This is a genomic window from Mitsuaria chitosanitabida ATCC BAA-476 = NBRC 102408 (assembly GCF_001598255.1).
GTDB lineage: Bacteria > Pseudomonadota > Gammaproteobacteria > Burkholderiales > Burkholderiaceae_C > Roseateles > Roseateles chitosanitabidus.
On sequence record NZ_BCYP01000006.1, the window covers coordinates 212,069 to 227,938 of the forward strand.

General features: G+C 68.1%; 11 protein-coding genes. 1 reads left to right on the plus strand and 10 read right to left on the minus strand.

Translation table 11 applies throughout. The features are described from left to right. The first annotated feature begins 31 nt into the window (after window positions 1–31). Window positions 32–523, plus strand: a complete 492-nt coding sequence (locus MCHT01_RS25985) for a hypothetical protein (protein ID WP_148661365.1) — start codon at window positions 32–34, stop codon at window positions 521–523. Here the strand turns inward: MCHT01_RS25985 and MCHT01_RS03905 are convergent. The 10 genes from MCHT01_RS03905 to dnaG all read right to left on the minus strand — a co-directional run bounded on the left by MCHT01_RS03905 (window position 456) and on the right by dnaG (window position 15,869). Then, window positions 456–2,147, minus strand: a complete 1,692-nt coding sequence (locus MCHT01_RS03905) for a phosphoethanolamine transferase (protein WP_067062590.1) — start codon at window positions 2,145–2,147, stop codon at window positions 456–458. The genes MCHT01_RS25985 and MCHT01_RS03905 overlap by 68 nt on opposite strands. A gap of 148 nt (window positions 2,148–2,295) precedes the next feature. Further along, complete coding sequence (locus tag MCHT01_RS03910) at window positions 2,296–3,942, minus strand: response regulator (RefSeq protein WP_067062593.1); 1,647 nt, start codon at window positions 3,940–3,942, stop codon at window positions 2,296–2,298. Window positions 3,943–4,134: 192 nt separating this feature from the next. Beyond that, window positions 4,135–5,280 (minus strand): molecular chaperone DnaJ, encoded by a 1,146-nt coding sequence (gene dnaJ, locus MCHT01_RS03915; protein WP_067062596.1) that lies wholly within the window; start codon window positions 5,278–5,280, stop codon window positions 4,135–4,137. 119 nt (window positions 5,281–5,399) lie between these two features. Next, window positions 5,400–7,370 carry a molecular chaperone DnaK gene (dnaK, locus tag MCHT01_RS03920; RefSeq protein ID WP_067062597.1) on the minus strand — a complete coding sequence of 657 codons (1,971 nt, stop codon included), beginning with the start codon at window positions 7,368–7,370 and terminating at the stop codon, window positions 5,400–5,402. Between the two features lie 164 nt (window positions 7,371–7,534). After that, window positions 7,535–8,077, minus strand: coding sequence for a nucleotide exchange factor GrpE (grpE, locus tag MCHT01_RS03925; protein WP_067062599.1), 543 nt, complete (start codon window positions 8,075–8,077; stop codon window positions 7,535–7,537). A 207-nt stretch (window positions 8,078–8,284) separates the two neighbouring features. Then, window positions 8,285–8,746 (minus strand): RNA-binding S4 domain-containing protein, encoded by a 462-nt coding sequence (locus tag MCHT01_RS03930; protein ID WP_067062602.1) that lies wholly within the window; start codon window positions 8,744–8,746, stop codon window positions 8,285–8,287. A gap of 50 nt (window positions 8,747–8,796) precedes the next feature. After that, window positions 8,797–9,888, minus strand: coding sequence for a ferrochelatase (hemH, locus tag MCHT01_RS03935; RefSeq protein WP_067062604.1), 1,092 nt, complete (start codon window positions 9,886–9,888; stop codon window positions 8,797–8,799). A 58-nt stretch (window positions 9,889–9,946) separates the two neighbouring features. Continuing rightward, on the minus strand, window positions 9,947–10,885 hold the full coding sequence (locus MCHT01_RS03940; RefSeq protein ID WP_067062606.1) for an adenylate/guanylate cyclase domain-containing protein: 939 nt from the start codon (window positions 10,883–10,885) through the stop codon (window positions 9,947–9,949). 299 nt (window positions 10,886–11,184) lie between these two features. Then, window positions 11,185–13,428: an RNA polymerase sigma factor RpoD gene (gene rpoD, locus MCHT01_RS03945; protein WP_067062609.1), complete on the minus strand. Its 2,244-nt coding sequence runs from the start codon at window positions 13,426–13,428 to the stop codon at window positions 11,185–11,187. Between the two features lie 359 nt (window positions 13,429–13,787). Continuing rightward, entirely contained in the window at window positions 13,788–15,869 is a 2,082-nt protein-coding gene (gene dnaG / locus MCHT01_RS03950; protein WP_067062610.1) for a DNA primase, read from the minus strand. Between the last annotated feature and the right edge of the window lies 1 nt (window position 15,870).

Consider the following 15,870-nt stretch of genomic DNA (forward strand, 5'->3'; position numbering starts at 1 on the left):
GTATCGGAACGTCGTTCGAGGAGGGCAGGGCATGCCTACGACCAGTCACGAACTGATGAGCATCGCGCGCGAGCAAGGGCAACACGCATCGGAAGGATGGCGACGGTCGGCGATCAGCCGCGCCTACTACGCGGCCTATCACCGATGTCGGGAGTGGGAGCAGGCGCTGCCCGCGTTGGGGGCCAACATGGGAGAAGAGGGCGGGCGGCACCAGGAGCTGATCAACCGCTTGAAGCATCCGGACCGGACCTGCAGCGCCATCCTGAAGCTTCGATCGAAAGCGAATGGGGTGCAACTCGAGGTGCAGCGCGAACGCCGGGTCAAGGCCGACTATCGCCTGGGCGATTGGGTGAGCGAGAAGGAACTTGGTGAGCAGCTTGACCAGGTGGCCCAGTTGATCGCACGCTGTGATCAGCCTTCCTGTGCGGACTCGGCGGTCCTGCGGACAGGACGCATCACGGACGCCGGCACGCCCCCACCCAGTCCCAATCCTTCCGGTACACCGCCGTCTGCACCCCGCTGAGGCTCAGCACCGTGTGGTACAGGCCGTCGTGGGACATCGGCGTGTCGCGGCGCTGCGCGAGGCAGGCGCTGTCCAGATGCTGCGACTGGCGCGTCTGCTCCGGCAGCCAGAGGATCAGCGGCACGTGCTTCTGCTCCTGGGGCGCGATCGCGTAGGGCATGCCGTGCAGGAACAGGTTGTTCTCGCCCAGCGATTCACCGTGATCGGACACGTAGAGCAGGCTCGGGTCGAACGTCGATTCCTGCGTGCCCAGCCAGTCGATGGCGCGCGCCAGCACGTGGTCGGTATAGGCGATGGTGTTGTCGTAGGCATTGCGCACCTGGTCCAGCGGGCACTGCTGCAGCGCGCTGCTGCGGCACTCGGGCTGGAAGGGCTTGCGCTCCTCCGGCGTGCGCAGGTAATAGGCCGGCCCGTGGCTGCCCATCTGGTGCAGCACCAGCACCACGCCCTTGGCCACGCGCGCCGGCTCCAGGCCGGCGATGCGCGCGTCCAGGTCGTGCAGCATCACCTCGTCCATGCACTCGCCGTCGGCACGGCACAGGCCGGCGGGGATCGGGTGGTCCGGACGCGCCGGGTTGATCGCCTGCGCATTCGGCACCCGGTCGCACAGGCCCTTGCAGCCGGACTGGTTGTCCAGCCACAGCACCGCCAGACCCGCGCGCTGCAGCACGTCCAGCAGTGTCTCCTGATTGCCCGGGTGATCGACAAAGGCTTCGCGGCCCAGCTGCGAGAACATGCAGGGCAGCGAGGCGGCCGTCGAGGTGCCACAGGACGCGACGTCGCGGTAGCTCAGCACCGGACGCTCGGAGAGCTCGGGATTCGTCGGGCGGCCGTAGCCGTTGAGCTGGAAGTTGGCCGAGCGCGCCGTCTCGCCCACCACCAGCAGCACCAGCGGCGGCTTCGCGCCCGCGGGCCGTGGCCGCAACGTGGCGTCGGCGGCGACGACCTCCGGCGGGCCCTTGGGCTTCTTCTGCTTCTGCGTGATCAGCGCCACGCTGGCCCAGATCCCGTTGACCGGGCTGACCATCTTGGTCAGGGTCTTGTTGTTGCGCAGGGTCGAGGCCAGGTCCGCCGTGCGGGTCGCCGCCAGGCCGAAGCCCAGCGCCAGCGCGACCGCCACGCTGACCAGGTTCCAGCCCAGGCGCTTGAACCAGCGCAGCTCGCTCACCCGCTGGCGCCAGATCCAGGCCAGCGGGATCAGCGCGATCACGACCACATGCGCGAGCAAGCCCCAGCTCATCAGATCGCGGGTCTCGCGCACATCGGTTTGCAGCGCGTTGGTCACCATGGTGCTGTCGATGACGACACCGTAGCTGCCGATGAAGTAGGCCAGCGGCGCGGTGATCAGCAGCATCAGCGTCAGCAGCGGCTTCACCGCGATGCGCCACGCGAGCAGGCTGAACACGGCGCCCAGCACCATCAGCACGATGCCGGCGAACACCACGATGAACACCTTGCCGGAGGCGCCCGCGTAATCGGGCATGCCCCACATGCGCTGCCACAGCGGCCAGTTGCCCAGCACCGCTGTCCAGATCGCGGCCAGCCAGGTGAGGGAGAGGGGCGAGCGCGTCGCGCGCGGCGCGGACGTGCCGCGGTACAGGGGCGAGGAATCGGAGAACGGCATTCTTGTTTCGGTCAAGCCAGCGGCCAACCGATCCTTGTAGTTTTCCCAACTGAAGCGCCCCTGAAGCGGGGCTGAAGATGGCGCATGGGTTGCACGCGCGCGTGAGCGAAGGCTGACTTGGTTGTGCGTGAGGCGCGCACGGTGGGCGTCATCCGCGCAGCGCCACGCCGCCCGCGGCGCGAGCGGCCTTCAGGCCCTGTCCGCTGGCCTGGACGTAGCGCCGCTGCAGCGCCTCGATGCGGGGCGCCAGCGCGTCGGGATCGCTCATGCGATCTCGGTAGCGGCGCAGCACCAGGGCCGCCATGTCGATGAGCTTGGCGTTCATCGTCTGCGTGCCTTGCTCGACCAGCAACTGGACGCCGGCCTGCGCGTCACCGCGCATGGCCTGGCGCAGACCCGCCTCGGAGATCGCGAAGACCCGGGACTGCGCCTCGCGCAGCAGCAGGGTGCTGGGCTCGTGGCCCTCGGCCATGCTGGCCATCACCTCGGTCGCCGACTTGGAGCTGCAGAAGCGCATGCCCAGCTGCGACATCAGCGTCTCCATCTCGGGCAGCTCGATGTCCTGCCGCGCCATGCGCACCCACAGCGCGATCAGCAGGCTCGCGGACTCGAGGTCGAAGTCCTCCGCGTCGATCTGCCGCGCGAAGCGCCGGGCGAGCTCGAGCGCATCCGCCAGGCGTCGCTCCATCAGCAGGCGCAGGCCGTTGAGCAGCACGTCGAAACGGCGCAAGCGGGCGTCGCGCGGCGAGCGCTCGATGCCCCACTGCAGCGCGTCCGCCGCGTACTTCAGGCCCTTGCCGTCCTTCGTGTCGAAGCGCATCAGCGCGAGCAGGGCCAGGCTGTGCCAGTCGAAGAGCTTGGACCGCAGCCCCTGCGCGAGGCTGCGCTCCAGCATCCGGATCGCCTCGTCGCGCTGGCCGGCGTAGAAGGCCAGGGTGCCGCAGTGCTGCTGGCGCAGCAGGCAGCCCGGCGTCAGCGTCGACGCGGTCCGGTAGGTCGCCAGCGCCGCGCCGATCTCGCCTTGCTCCATCTGCACGCGGCCCATCAGGTCGTAGCTGTCGGCCTGCTCCGGCATGTCGCCGATCAGCGTCTCCAGCGTGCGGCGCGCGGCGGCCAGGTTGCCGCTCGCGACCTCGGTCCGCGCCACGCCCAGCCGCGCCCAGGGCACGGTGCGCGCGGCGATGATGGCCTCGTAGAGCTCACGCGCCTCGGCATGGCGCTCCAGCCGCAGCAGCAGCTCGGCGCCGATGCGCGCCGCGTAGAGCCAGTAGGTGGCGCGCCGCTGGAAGCGTTCCAGGCAGAGGTCGGCGGCGTGGCCGAACTCCCGCGCGTCGATCGCGTCGAAGATGCCCTTGAGCTCGGTCTTGCGATGACGCGCGCTGGCCAGCCGGTCGGCCAGGGCGGCGCTGGTGTAGGGCTTCACCAGGTAGGCGTCGAGCGCCGCCTCCGCCGCTTCGGCGACCTTCGCATAGGAGGACTCGCCGGTCACCATCACGAAGACGGTGGAGTAGGGCAGCAGCTGCTCGCGCCGCAGTTCGTCCAGCAGGTCCTGTCCCGACATCTCCGAGCCGTCGAAGTAGTAGTCGCACAGGACGATGTCGTAGGGCTGGGTCTCCAGGATCACGCGGGCGTCGCGCACTCGCGTGGCCTGCCGCACATGGCCCACGCCCAGGTCCTTGAGCTGGGCCGTCATCAGGCTGCGCGAGGTCGCGTTGGCGTCGATGACCAGGGCCTGCGTGTTGGCCAGCGGATTGGCGTGGAGCTTGGCCAGCGGATGGGGCGAGACGACGCTCATGACGACCGTCCGCCCAAAGTGAAGAAGCCCGCTCCGGGAGGAAGCGGGCTTCGAGATCCCCAGCGCGTGCGAATGTCGTCAACCACGCGCCGGATTGTCCATCCGGCAGGGGACGCGGCGCCTCCGGGTTTGCGTGTAAGCGACTGTCATCAAACGGTTCGCTTTCTCGCAGTGACCCGATGGCCAGGCCGATTACTTGAACAGGTCCTTGACCCGATCGGTCCAGCTCTTGGCGTTCGGCGAGTGACGCTCGCCGCCGTCGCGCAGGCTCTTGTCGAGCTCCTTGAGCAGCTTGCGCTGATGCTCGGTCAGCTTGACCGGCGTCTCGATGCTGACGTGGCAGTACAGGTCGCCCGGGTAGCTCGAGCGCACGCCCTTGATGCCCTTGCCGCGCAGGCGGAAGGTCTTGCCGTGCTGCGTGCCTTCCGGCAGTTCGATCTCGGCCTTGCCGCCCAGCGTGGGCACCTCGATCGAGCCGCCCAGCGCCGCCGTCGTCATCGACACCGGCATCGTGCAGTGCAGGTCGTCGCCGTCCCGCTCGAAGATGTCGTGCTGCTTGATCCGGATCTCGATGTAGAGATCGCCCGACGGGCCGCCGTTCACGCCCGGCTCACCGTTGCCGGCGGAGCGGATGCGCATGCCCTCGTTGATGCCGGCCGGGATCTTGACTTCCAGCGTCTTGGTCTTCTTGATCTTGCCGGCGCCGTTGCAGGTGGTGCAGGGCTCGGGAATGATCTTGCCGGTGCCGTGGCAGTGCGGGCAGGTCTGCTGGATGCTGAAGAAGCCCTGGCGCATGTGCACCGTGCCGCTGCCGCCGCAGGAGCCGCAGGTCTTGGCGCTGGTGCCGGGCTTGGCGCCGCTGCCGTGGCAGGTCTCGCAGCCTTCCCAGGACGGGATGCGGATCTGCGTTTCCTTGCCGCGCGCGGCTTCCTCCAGCGTGATCTCCATCGCGTAGCTCAGGTCGCTGCCGCGGTAGACCTGCTGGCCTCCGCCGCCGCGACGGCCGCCGCCCTGCTGGCCGAAGATGTCGCCGAAGATGTCCCCGAAGGCCTCCGCGAAGCCGCCGAAGCCCTCGCCGCCGCCCGCGCCGCGGAAGCCCTGGTTGGGGTCCACGCCGGCGTGGCCGTACTGGTCGTAGGCGGCGCGCTTCTGCGCGTCGGACAGCATCTCGTAGGCCTCCTTGGCCTCCTTGAACTTGTCCTCGGCTTCCTTGGCACCTTCGCCCTGATTGCGGTCAGGGTGGTACTTCATCGCCAGCTTGCGATACGCCTTCTTGATGTCCTCTTCGCTGGCGCTCTTCGCGACGCCCAGGACTTCGTAATAGTCACGCTTTGCCATGGATCTTCCTGCGGCCTCAAACCAAAACGCCGCGCGAGGCTAGGGGCCTCGCGCGGCGGCTGTCATTGACAGCATGTTCCCGACGCGATGCCGACGTGTGGATCGTCGGCATGCCCGGCTTACTTCGAGTCCTTGACTTCCTTGAACTCGGCGTCGACGACGTTGTCGTCGGCCGGCTTGGACGAGGCCTGCTGCGCGCCAGCCGCTTCCGCGTGCTCGGCACCCGCGCCGGCGCCACCCGCCGCGGCCGCCTGGGCGGCTTGCGACTCGGCGTACACCTTCTCGCCCAGCTTCTGGCTGGCGGTCATCAGGGCCTCGGTCTTGGCGTCGATCTCGGCCTTGTCCTCGCCCTTGATGGCTTCTTCCAGGTCCTTGATCGCGGCTTCGATCTTTTCCTTCTCGCCGGCGTCCAGCTTGTCGCCGTGCTCGCCCAGGGACTTCTGCACCGAATGCACCAGGCCGTCGGCCTGGTTCTTGGCCTGGACCAGCTCGACCTTCTTCTTGTCCTCGGCGGCGTTGGCCTCGGCGTCCTTCACCATCTTCTCGATCTCGGCCTCGGACAGGCCGGAGTTCGCCTTGATGGTGATCTTGTTTTCCTTGCCGGTGCCCTTGTCCTTGGCGCCGACGTGCAGGATGCCGTTGGCGTCGATGTCGAAGCTCACCTCGATCTGCGGCGTGCCGCGCGGGGCCGGCGGGATGCCTTCCAGGTTGAACTCGCCCAGGCTCTTGTTGGCCTGCGCCAGTTCGCGCTCGCCCTGGTACACCTTGATGGTCACCGCGGGCTGGCTGTCCTCGGCGGTCGAGAAGGTCTGGCTGAACTTGGTCGGGATGGTCGTGTTCTTCTTGATCATCTTCGTCATCACGCCGCCCAGGGTTTCGATGCCCAGGGACAGCGGGGTGACGTCCAGCAGCAGCACGTCGGTGCGCTCGCCGCCGAGGACCTGACCCTGGATCGCGGCGCCGACGGCCACGGCCTCATCGGGGTTCACGTCCTTGCGCGGATCCTTGCCGAAGAACTCCTTGACCTTCTCCTGCACCTTGGGCATGCGGGACATGCCGCCGACCAGGATGACGTCGTCGATCTCGCTCACCGACACGCCGGCGTCCTTGATCGCGGTGCGGCAAGGGGCGATGGTGCGCTCGATCAGCTCGTCCACCAGCGACTCCAGCTTGGCGCGGGTCAGCTTGATGTTCAGGTGCTTCGGACCGGTGGCGTCGGCGGTGATGTAGGGCAGGTTGACGTCGGTCTGCGACGAGGTCGACAGCTCGATCTTGGCCTTCTCGGCCGCTTCCTTCAGACGCTGCAGGGCCAGCACGTCCTTGGTCAGGTCGACGCCTTGTTCCTTTTTGAACTCGCCGATGATGTAGTCGATGATGCGCTGGTCGAAGTCCTCGCCACCCAGGAAGGTGTCGCCGTTGGTCGACAGCACTTCGAACTGCTTCTCGCCGTCGACGTCCGCGATCTCGATGATCGAGATGTCGAAGGTGCCGCCGCCCAGGTCGAACACCGCGATCTTGCGATCGCCGGCGCCGTGCTTGTCCAGGCCGAAGGCCAGGGCCGCGGCGGTGGGCTCGTTGATGATGCGCTTGACGTCCAGACCGGCGATGCGGCCGGCGTCCTTGGTCGCCTGACGCTGTGCGTCGTTGAAGTAGGCCGGGACCGTGATGACGGCTTCCGTGACCTCTTCACCGAGGTAGTCCTCGGCGGTCTTCTTCATCTTGCGCAGGACTTCAGCGGAGACCTGCGGGGGCGCCAGCTTCTTGCCGCGCACTTCCACCCACGCGTCGCCGTTGTCGGCGGCGGCGATGGTGTAGGGCATCAGGTCGATGTCCTTCTGGACTTCCTTTTCCTGGAACTTGCGGCCGATCAGGCGCTTCACCGCGTACAGCGTGTTGCGCGGGTTGGTGACCGCCTGGCGCTTGGCCGAGGCGCCGACCAGCACTTCGCCGTCTTCCTGATACGCAATGATCGACGGAGTGGTGCGGGCGCCTTCCGCGTTCTCGATGACGCGGGTGGTGTTGCCTTCCATGACAGCGACGCACGAGTTGGTCGTGCCCAGGTCGATGCCGATGATCTTCTTCTTGGCCATGAGGATGCTCCTGAAACTTGAAAACTGGCGGAACGGTTAGCGTCGAGGTCGGCCTTGCGGCCATGGATCGGGCTCGTGGATCGAGCGGCTGAAACTGCGTTCCGGGATGCTTCTGATCTGTGGATAACTTGCCGGGCTTCAAGACCCCCGGCGATGTCGGATGCTTACTTCGGCGCCGAAACGGTCACCAGCGCCGGGCGCAGCACGCGGTCGGCGATCAGGAAACCCTTCTGCAGCACGGTCACGACCGTGTTGGGGTCCTGGTCCGCCGGAACCATCGAGATGGCCTGATGCTGATGCGGGTCGAACTTGGTGCCGGCGGCCGGATTGATCTCCAGCACCTTGTTGCGCTCGAGCGCCGACTGCAGTTGGCGCAGCGTGGCGTGCACGCCCTCCAGCACCTGCTCGACGCTGGCGTCCGGACGGCCGATGGCGGCGGTCAGGCTGTCCACCACCGGGAGCATCGCGTCGGCGAAGCCTTCGACGGCGAACTTGCGGGCCTTGGAGACGTCTTCCTCGCCGCGGCGGCGGGTGTTCTCGACTTCGGCCTTGGCGCGCAAATACGCGTCGGACATCTCGGCCAGGCGGCGCTCGGTGTCGGCGAGCTTGGCCTCGGCCGTTTCGGGGATCGAGGCGGCAGCCGCGGCGGCGGCCTGCTGGGTGAGCTCGTCCAGCGTCGGATCAGGTTGTTGCTTGTCAGTCGTCATGGTTGGAATGCCCCAATGCGAAAGCCCGGGCCTCTCTGTGGAGGCGGTGCCGGCATGAGCCGGCTTTCGGGCGACCCGCGACATATGGGGCGCATGTCCGGAGGTTCAAGAGGGGGATTCTGACATCGGCCTGATGGCAAACCCTGTACCTGATATCCGGAGCGCCCGCGGGTGGCGAGGACCGCACGAATTGGGCGGGAGGCCGAGTCAGTCGATCTTCGCGCTCCAGCGGTCGTCCCACTCGGCGAGCCGGCGACGGTCCTGCTTGGTCGGACGGCCTTGCTGGATGGTGCTGGCCGGTTCGGGCGCGAGGCGGCGGGCCTCGGCGGCGCGCTCGCGATGGGCGACGCTGTCGGCCGTCTCCTCGTAGAGCTGCTGGGCGACGGGGGCGGGGCCGCGGATGCTGCTGATGCCGGCGACGCGGACCTCGCGGTCGATCTGGCCCTGGCGAAGCCGGATGCTGTCGCCGACCCGCACGTCGCGCGAGGCCTTGACCGCCTGACCGTTGACGGTCACCCGGCCCTTGCCGATCTCCTCGACGGCGATGGCGCGCGTCTTGTAGAAGCGGGCCGCCCAGAGCCACTTGTCCAGGCGGATGGCCTCGAGCGTCGAGGTCGACGTCGAGCGCGACGGGGGAGTTTGCGGATGCGAGCGGGACGAGTGAGCCATGTCCGGGAATTCTGCGCCGTTCCGGCCGATCGAGGCCAGTCCGGCGGGGTTCAGCGTGGCGCGCCCGCCGCGACGGCCGCCTCGCGGCGCCGCTTGAGCGCGTCGAGCTCCGGCGCGTCCTGCGTGGGCCAGCCCTGGAGGTGCTGCTCGGCGATCGTCGTCAGCGCGCGGACGTGCGTCGGACGGTCGTTCAGGCAGGGGATGTAGCTGAAGCGCTGGCCGCCGGCGGTCAGGAAGGCGGTACGCGCCTCCATGTCGATCTCCTCCAGCGTCTCGATGCAGTCGGACGAGAAGCCCGGGCAGATCAGGTCCACCGACTTCAGGCCCTTGCCGGCCAGCGCCTTGAGCGTGGGCTCCGTGTAGGGCTCCAGCCAGCGCGCCTTGCCGAAGCGGCTCTGGAAGGTCACCTTGTACTGCGCGGGCGAGAGCCCCAGCGCCTCGGCCAGCAGTCGGCCCGTGGCCAGGCATTCGCAGTGGTACGGGTCGCCCAGCGTCAGCGTGCGGGCGGGCATGCCGTGGAAGCTCATCACCAGCAGCTCGGCGCGGCCCTCGCGCTCCCAGTGCTGGCGCACGCTCTCGGCGAGCGCGCCGATGTAGCGCGGGTGATCGTGGTAGCGATTGACGATGCGCAACTCCGGCACGTGACGCCGGGTCAGCGACCAGCGCGCCACCTCGTCGATGACGCTGGCGGTGGTCGCCGCCGAGTACTGCGGATAGGCCGGCAGCACCAGGACCCGCGTCGCGCCCGAGGCCCGCAGCGCGTCCAGCTGCGAGGCGATGGACGGGCTGCCGTAGCGCATCGCGTGGCGGACGACGACCCGGTGGCCGCGCTCGCCCAGGTAGCCCTGCAGCAGCCGGGCCTGGCGCGTGGTCCAGACCATCAGCGGCGAACCTTCCTTCATCCAGATGCTGGCGTACTTCTTCGCCGACTGGGCTGGCCGGGTGCGCAGGATGATGCCGTGCAGGATCGGCCACCAGGCCGCCTTGGGGATCTCGATGACGCGCGGGTCGGACAGGAACTGCGCCAGGTAGCGGCGCGTGGCCGCGGCGGTGGGCGCCTCGGGCGTGCCGAGGTTGACCAGCAGCACGCCGGTGACCGGCGCGGTGCCGTGGTCGAAGGGGGGCTCGGGACGGAAGCTCATCCGGGCAGGCGTGACGCCGGTCGTGGAGAAAACGGAAGGAGGGGCGGGCGCGCGCCGCTCACAGGCCGCGGCGCATCAGCATCGGCGAGGCGGCCTCGGCCAGATGCATGATCTCGAAGCGCACCGTCGGGGCCTGCGTCTCGGAGGGCGGTCCGCCCAGGCCGATCGCGCCGGCGCCGTGCAGCGTGCAGGAGCCGCGGCGCAGGCTCAGCGTCTGGCCGCCCGCGCCGAAGCGCACGAAGGTGCCGTTGTAGCTGAGGTCGGTCAGGCTGAAGCTGCTGCCCTGCCAGTCGATGCGGGCGTGCGAGCGGCTGACGCGGACGTCGGTGATGCAGTAGGTGGCCTGCGTGCTGCGGCCCAGGACGACGGGCATCTGCTCGATGTCGAAGACACGGTCCAGGTCCTGCCACACCAGGCGGATGCCCTCGGGGCCGGCGCTGCGCACGATCTCGCCGAACTGCGTGGCGGCGGCGTCGCCGCGTCCGTTGTCCAGCACGTAGATGTGGACCGGCTCGGCCCGGCCGCGCACGCTGATGTGGTCCAGGCTGCGGAAGCGCGCCTTCTGCGCGCTGGTCAGGCCGTGGACGACCTCGGCGGTGACCACGGTCTCGCCGTCGCCCGCATGGTCCAGCAGACGCGCCGCGACATTGACCGCGTCGCCGAAGCAGTCGCCGTGGATCTCGACCACCTCGCCGCGCGCCAGCGCGATCTGCAGATGGGTGTGGCGCAGGCGCTCGCTGCGGACCGAGGACTTGAGCAGCAGTTCCTGCATCCGCATCGCCGACTTGATGCCGTCGCGCGGGTTGTCGAACGCGGCCATCAGGCCGTCGCCCAGCGTCTTGATCAGATTGCCGCGGTTCTCGTCGACCGCCTGGCTCAGCAGCGCCACCGTCTGCGTGACCAGTCCCGAAGCTTCCGCGTTGCCCAGGGTCTCGAACAGCGCCGTGCTGCCGCGCAGGTCGGCAAACAGGACGGTGCGCTCGCGGATCTGGGTCATCGGCCTTGCTGCGGATCAGGTGTGAAGGAAGTCTCAGTGTAGCTGCGCGACCTCAGGGCGAACGTGGTGATTAGCCCTCGCTTGGGGGCCTCGTCGGCACCCGCGCGACAGCGCTCCCCCATCGAGCGGGCGAATGCCGCAACGCAGCATTTCCACTTGTCCGATCCGCCCCCGGGAAGCCTTTGGACCGCCACGGCTCGCCCAAAAGAAAACCGGCCGACGTCCAGGGACGTAGGCCGGTCTGTCGGGCAATCCCGGTGCCTGTGTTCGGCATCCGGGATGGCGGGGTCAGCGCTGGATCAGAGGTTGTCCAGATACGTGCGCAGCTTGTCGCTGCGCGACGGGTGCTTCAGCTTGCGGATGGCCTTGGCCTCGATCTGGCGGATGCGCTCGCGGGTGACGTCGAACTGCTTGCCGACTTCCTCCAGCGTGTGGTCCGTGCTCATCTCGATGCCGAAGCGCATGCGCAGCACCTTGGCCTCGCGCGGGGTCAGGCTGTCGAGGATGTCCTTCACCACCTCGCGCAGACCGGCCTGCATGGCGGCTTCGATCGGCGCGGTGTTGTTGGTGTCCTCGATGAAGTCGCCCAGGTGCGAATCGTCGTCGTCGCCGATCGGCGTTTCCATGGAGATCGGCTCTTTCGCGATCTTCATGATCTTGCGGATCTTGTCCTCCGGCATCTCCATCTTCTCGGCCAGCGTCGGGGCGTCCGGCTCGAAGCCGAACTCCTGCAAGTGCTGGCGCGAGATGCGGTTCATCTTGTTGATCGTCTCGATCATGTGAACCGGGATGCGGATGGTGCGGGCCTGGTCCGCGATCGAGCGGGTGATGGCCTGACGGATCCACCACGTCGCATAGGTCGAGAACTTGTAGCCGCGACGGTATTCGAACTTGTCCACCGCCTTCATCAGGCCGATGTTGCCTTCCTGGATCAGGTCCAGGAATTGCAGACCGCGGTTGGTGTACTTCTTCGCGATCGAGATCACCAGGCGCAGGTTGGCCTCGATCATTTCCTTCTTGGCGTCGCGCGAGGCCTTCTCGCCCTCGTTCATGCGCTTGTTGATGCCCTTCAGGTCATCCAGGGGGACCACGGCCTTGCCCTGGATGTCGATCAGCTTCTGCTGCAGCTCCTGCACGGCGGGCAGGTTGCGCGACATGATGTTCGCGTACGGCTTGCCCGAGGCGATCTCCTTCTCGGCCCACTGCAGGTTCAGCACGTTGGGCGGGAAGGTCTTGATGAAGTGCTCCTGAGGCATGCCGCACTTGTCGACCACGATCTTGCGGATCTCGCGCTCGAAGCGGCGCACGTCGTCCACCTGCGAGCGCAGGATGTCGCACAGCTTCTCGATGGTCTTGACAGTGAAGCGGATGGTCATCAGCTCGGCGCTGATCGCCGCCTGGGCCTTGTTGTAGTTGGCCGACTTGTAGCCGTCCTTCTCGAAGGCCTTGCGCATCTTGTCGAAGTTGGACGCGAGCGAGTCCAGCTTCACCAGCGCGGCGTTCTTCAGCTCTTCCAGCTTCTTGGTCAGGGCCTTGGAGCCGCCGTTGCCGTCGTCGTCGTCCTCTTCGTCGAACTCGTCGAAGTCTTCCTCGGCGACGTAGTCGTCCGCCTCGTCGGCGGCGACGAAGCCGTCCACGACCTCGGAGATCTGCATCTCGCCGGCGCGGATCTTGGTGGAGAACTCCAGGATGTGCGCGATGGTCGTCGGCGAGGCCGAGATGGCCAGCATCATCGCCTGCAGGCCGCCTTCGATGCGCTTGGCGATCTCGATCTCGCCTTCACGGGTCAGCAGTTCGACCGTGCCCATCTCGCGCATGTACATGCGCACCGGGTCGGTCGTGCGGCCGAACTCGGAGTCGACGGTCGACAGCGCGGCTTCCGCGGCTTCTTCCGCTTCCTCTTCCGTCGCGGTCGGGGAGGTGGAGCCCTGGATCAGCAGCGTGGCGGCGTCGGGCGCCTGCTCGTACACGGCGATGCCCATGTCGTTGAGCATCGACACGATCGCCTCGAGGATTTCCTCGTTGATCAGCTTCTCGGGCAGGTGGTCGTTGATTTCCTGATGGGTCAGGAAACCACGCGTCTTGCCCATCTTGATGAGGGTCTTGAGCTCCTGGCGGCGCTTGGCGACTTCCTCTTCGGTCAGGGCGGTCTCGTCCAGGCCGAACTCGCGCATCAGCGCGCGCTCCTTGGCGCGGCTGACCTTCATGCGCAGCGGCTTGGCCTTGGGCTTGTCCTCACCGAGTTCCTCGACCTCGGCGGCCTCGGCGGTCTCGACCTCGCCCTCGGACTCGCCATCGCCGTCGCCCTCGACATCCGCGTCGACGTCGCCGAAGTCCTCTTCCTCCTCCTCGGCCTTGGCGGCCTTGGAGGGCTTCTTCGACTCGGTCTCGGCCTTGGGCTTGCGGCCGCGCTTGGGCTTCGCTTCGTCAGCGGAAGCGGTGGCGGCTTTGGTGGTCTTGGCGGCGGCCTTCGCGGCCGGCTTCTTGACGACTTCTTCGGTTTCTGCGGCGGCGGCCTTGGACGCGGTCTTTTTGGCGGTCATGCAGTTCCTCGGTGGCTTCGGGGCCAGTGGGGTGAGCAGTGGGGCAATGCAAACGGCCACCTGCGTCGCCGACGGTCGCAAACTCCCGACACTTGCGGGCTATGCGACGCGGCGAGCCCAGGCGGCTCGAACTCGTGCCTTGAAACGCAGATCGGGATGAACCGACCGCCATTCAAGGCTTTGCGCGGACAAGCTAGCGTGAACGTTTGAAGGTGCAGCCCAGGCGGTGTAGGTTGGCCGCTTTTGCATGAACCCAGGGTCAGTGGGGGGCCGGGACCGGTTGGCGCTGCCGTCACTCTTGACGCGCGAAAACCCTTGATTATCTGCCAGAAATCTGGTTCGGTCAAAAAGATTCCGAGTCAGGCGGCCTCGAGCTCCCGGATCTGCTTCAGCAAGGACTGGAAGCGGCCCATGTCCGGCTGCGGGCTGCGCGCGATCTGGTCGGCCTCCGCGCGCAGGCGGCTGATCCACAGCCGCCGCATGACGACGCGGAATTCGTCCTCCAGGTGCTCCTCCGAGACCGGCGCGCTGATCGGCCCGCCGCAGACGCGCTCGGCCAGCTCCATCCGGTCCGCCTCGAGCAAGGCCGCCTGCAGCACAGCCCAGGGCGTGGGGCCGTGGTCGACCAGGAAGCGTTCGAGCCAGGCGATCAGCTGCCCATGCTCGCCGGGAAGCTCGTGCAGCAGTTGCAGGTCCTGCTCGCCGACGTGGTTCCAGAGCTCGCCATGCAGCAGCAGCATGCGCACCGCATGGTCCATGGGCGCGGGGGGCGCCTTGCGCGGCAGGCCGATGGTCGGATCCTGGTCGCGCTTGCGCCAGTCGCCGCCGCCCCACTTGCCTTTGCCCTTGCCCTTGCCCTTGAAGTCGCCGCGCGGCTCCCACTTGCGTTGCTGCTGCGGGGCTTCCTGCTGGGGCGAGGGCGCGCCCGCGTCGCCCGCATAGGCGTCGTGCGGGATGTGGACCTCGTCACCGCCCGCGCTTTCGTCGCCGTAGGCGGAGGCGGGAATGTCGAAATAGGGTTCGTCGCCGGCGCCTCCCTGGCCGCCGTCGGCCGACGGGCGCGGCTGGGCGCGCGGTGTCGCGGGGCGTTGTTCAGCGCGCTGTCGCTGGCCGGGCGCGGGCGGCGGCAGGGCGTTCGCCCAGAGCGATTGCAGCTCCGCGTCCGGCAACTGCGCGCGGCGCGCGAGCTCGCCCAGCAGTTGGCGCTTGAGCAGCCCGTCCGGCAGCGCGGCCCACAGCGGCTTGGCGACGCTGAGCATCTTGGCGCGGCCCTCGGGCGTGCCCAGGTCGCAGCCCTCGGCCGCGGTCTCCATCAGCTGGCGCGACAGCGGCACCGCGTTCTCGACGCAGCGCTCGAAGGCCTCGGCGCCAAGCTCGCGGACGTAGGAATCGGGGTCGTGCTCCGTCGGCAGGAACAGGAACTTGATCGTGCGCGTCTCGTTGGCGTGGGGCAGGGCGGCCTCGAGCGCCCGGCCCGCGGCGCGCCGGCCCGCGGCGTCGCCGTCGAAGCTGAACACCACCGACTCGGTGAAGCGGAACAGCTTCTGCACGTGGTCCTGCGTGCAGGCCGTGCCCAGCGTCGCGACCGCGTTGCCGAAATCGTGCTGCGCCAGCGCGACCACGTCCATGTAGCCCTCGACCACCAGCGCGTAACCACGCCGGCGCATCGCGGGGCGGGCCTCGTAGAGGCCGTAGAGCTCCTTGCCCTTGTGGAAGACCGGCGTCTCGGGCGAATTCAGGTACTTGGGCTCGCCCTTGTCCAGCACGCGGCCGCCGAAGCCGATGACCTCGCCCTGGACGTTCCGGATCGGGAACATGATCCGGTCGCGGAAGCGGTCGTAGCGGCGCTGCTCGGCCTCGCTCTTGCCCGGATCGTCCTGCAGGATGACCAGGCCGGTCTCGACCAGCAGCGGGTCGTCGTAGGACGGGAAGGCGCTGGCCAGCGTGCGCCAGCCTTCGGGCGAGTAGCCCAGCCCGAACTGCAGCGCGATCTGCCCGGTCAGGCCGCGTCCCTTCAGGTAGTCGATCGCGCGCGGGTTGCCCTTGAGCTGCTGCCGGTAGTGCTGGCTCGCCTTGGCCAGGACCTCGGTCAGCGTGGCCTGGCGCTGCTTCTGCGCCTTCTCCGCCTCGCGCTGCTGCGGGCTGCGATCGTCCTCGGGGACCTGCATCCCGGCCTGCTGGGCGAGGTCCTTCACCGCGTCGACGAAGCCGATGCCCAGGTGCTCCATGAGGAAGCCCACGGCGTTGCCGTGCTGGCCGCAGCCGAAGCAGTGGAAGGTCTGGCGGGAGGGGCTGACGATGAAGCTCGGGGACTTCTCGCCGTGGAAGGGGCACAGGCCCTTGTGGTTGATGCCGGCCTTCTTGAGGTCGACATGGCGGCCCACGATGTCGACGATGTCGACGCGGGCCAGAAGGTCCTGAATAAAGCCGGGCGGGATCACC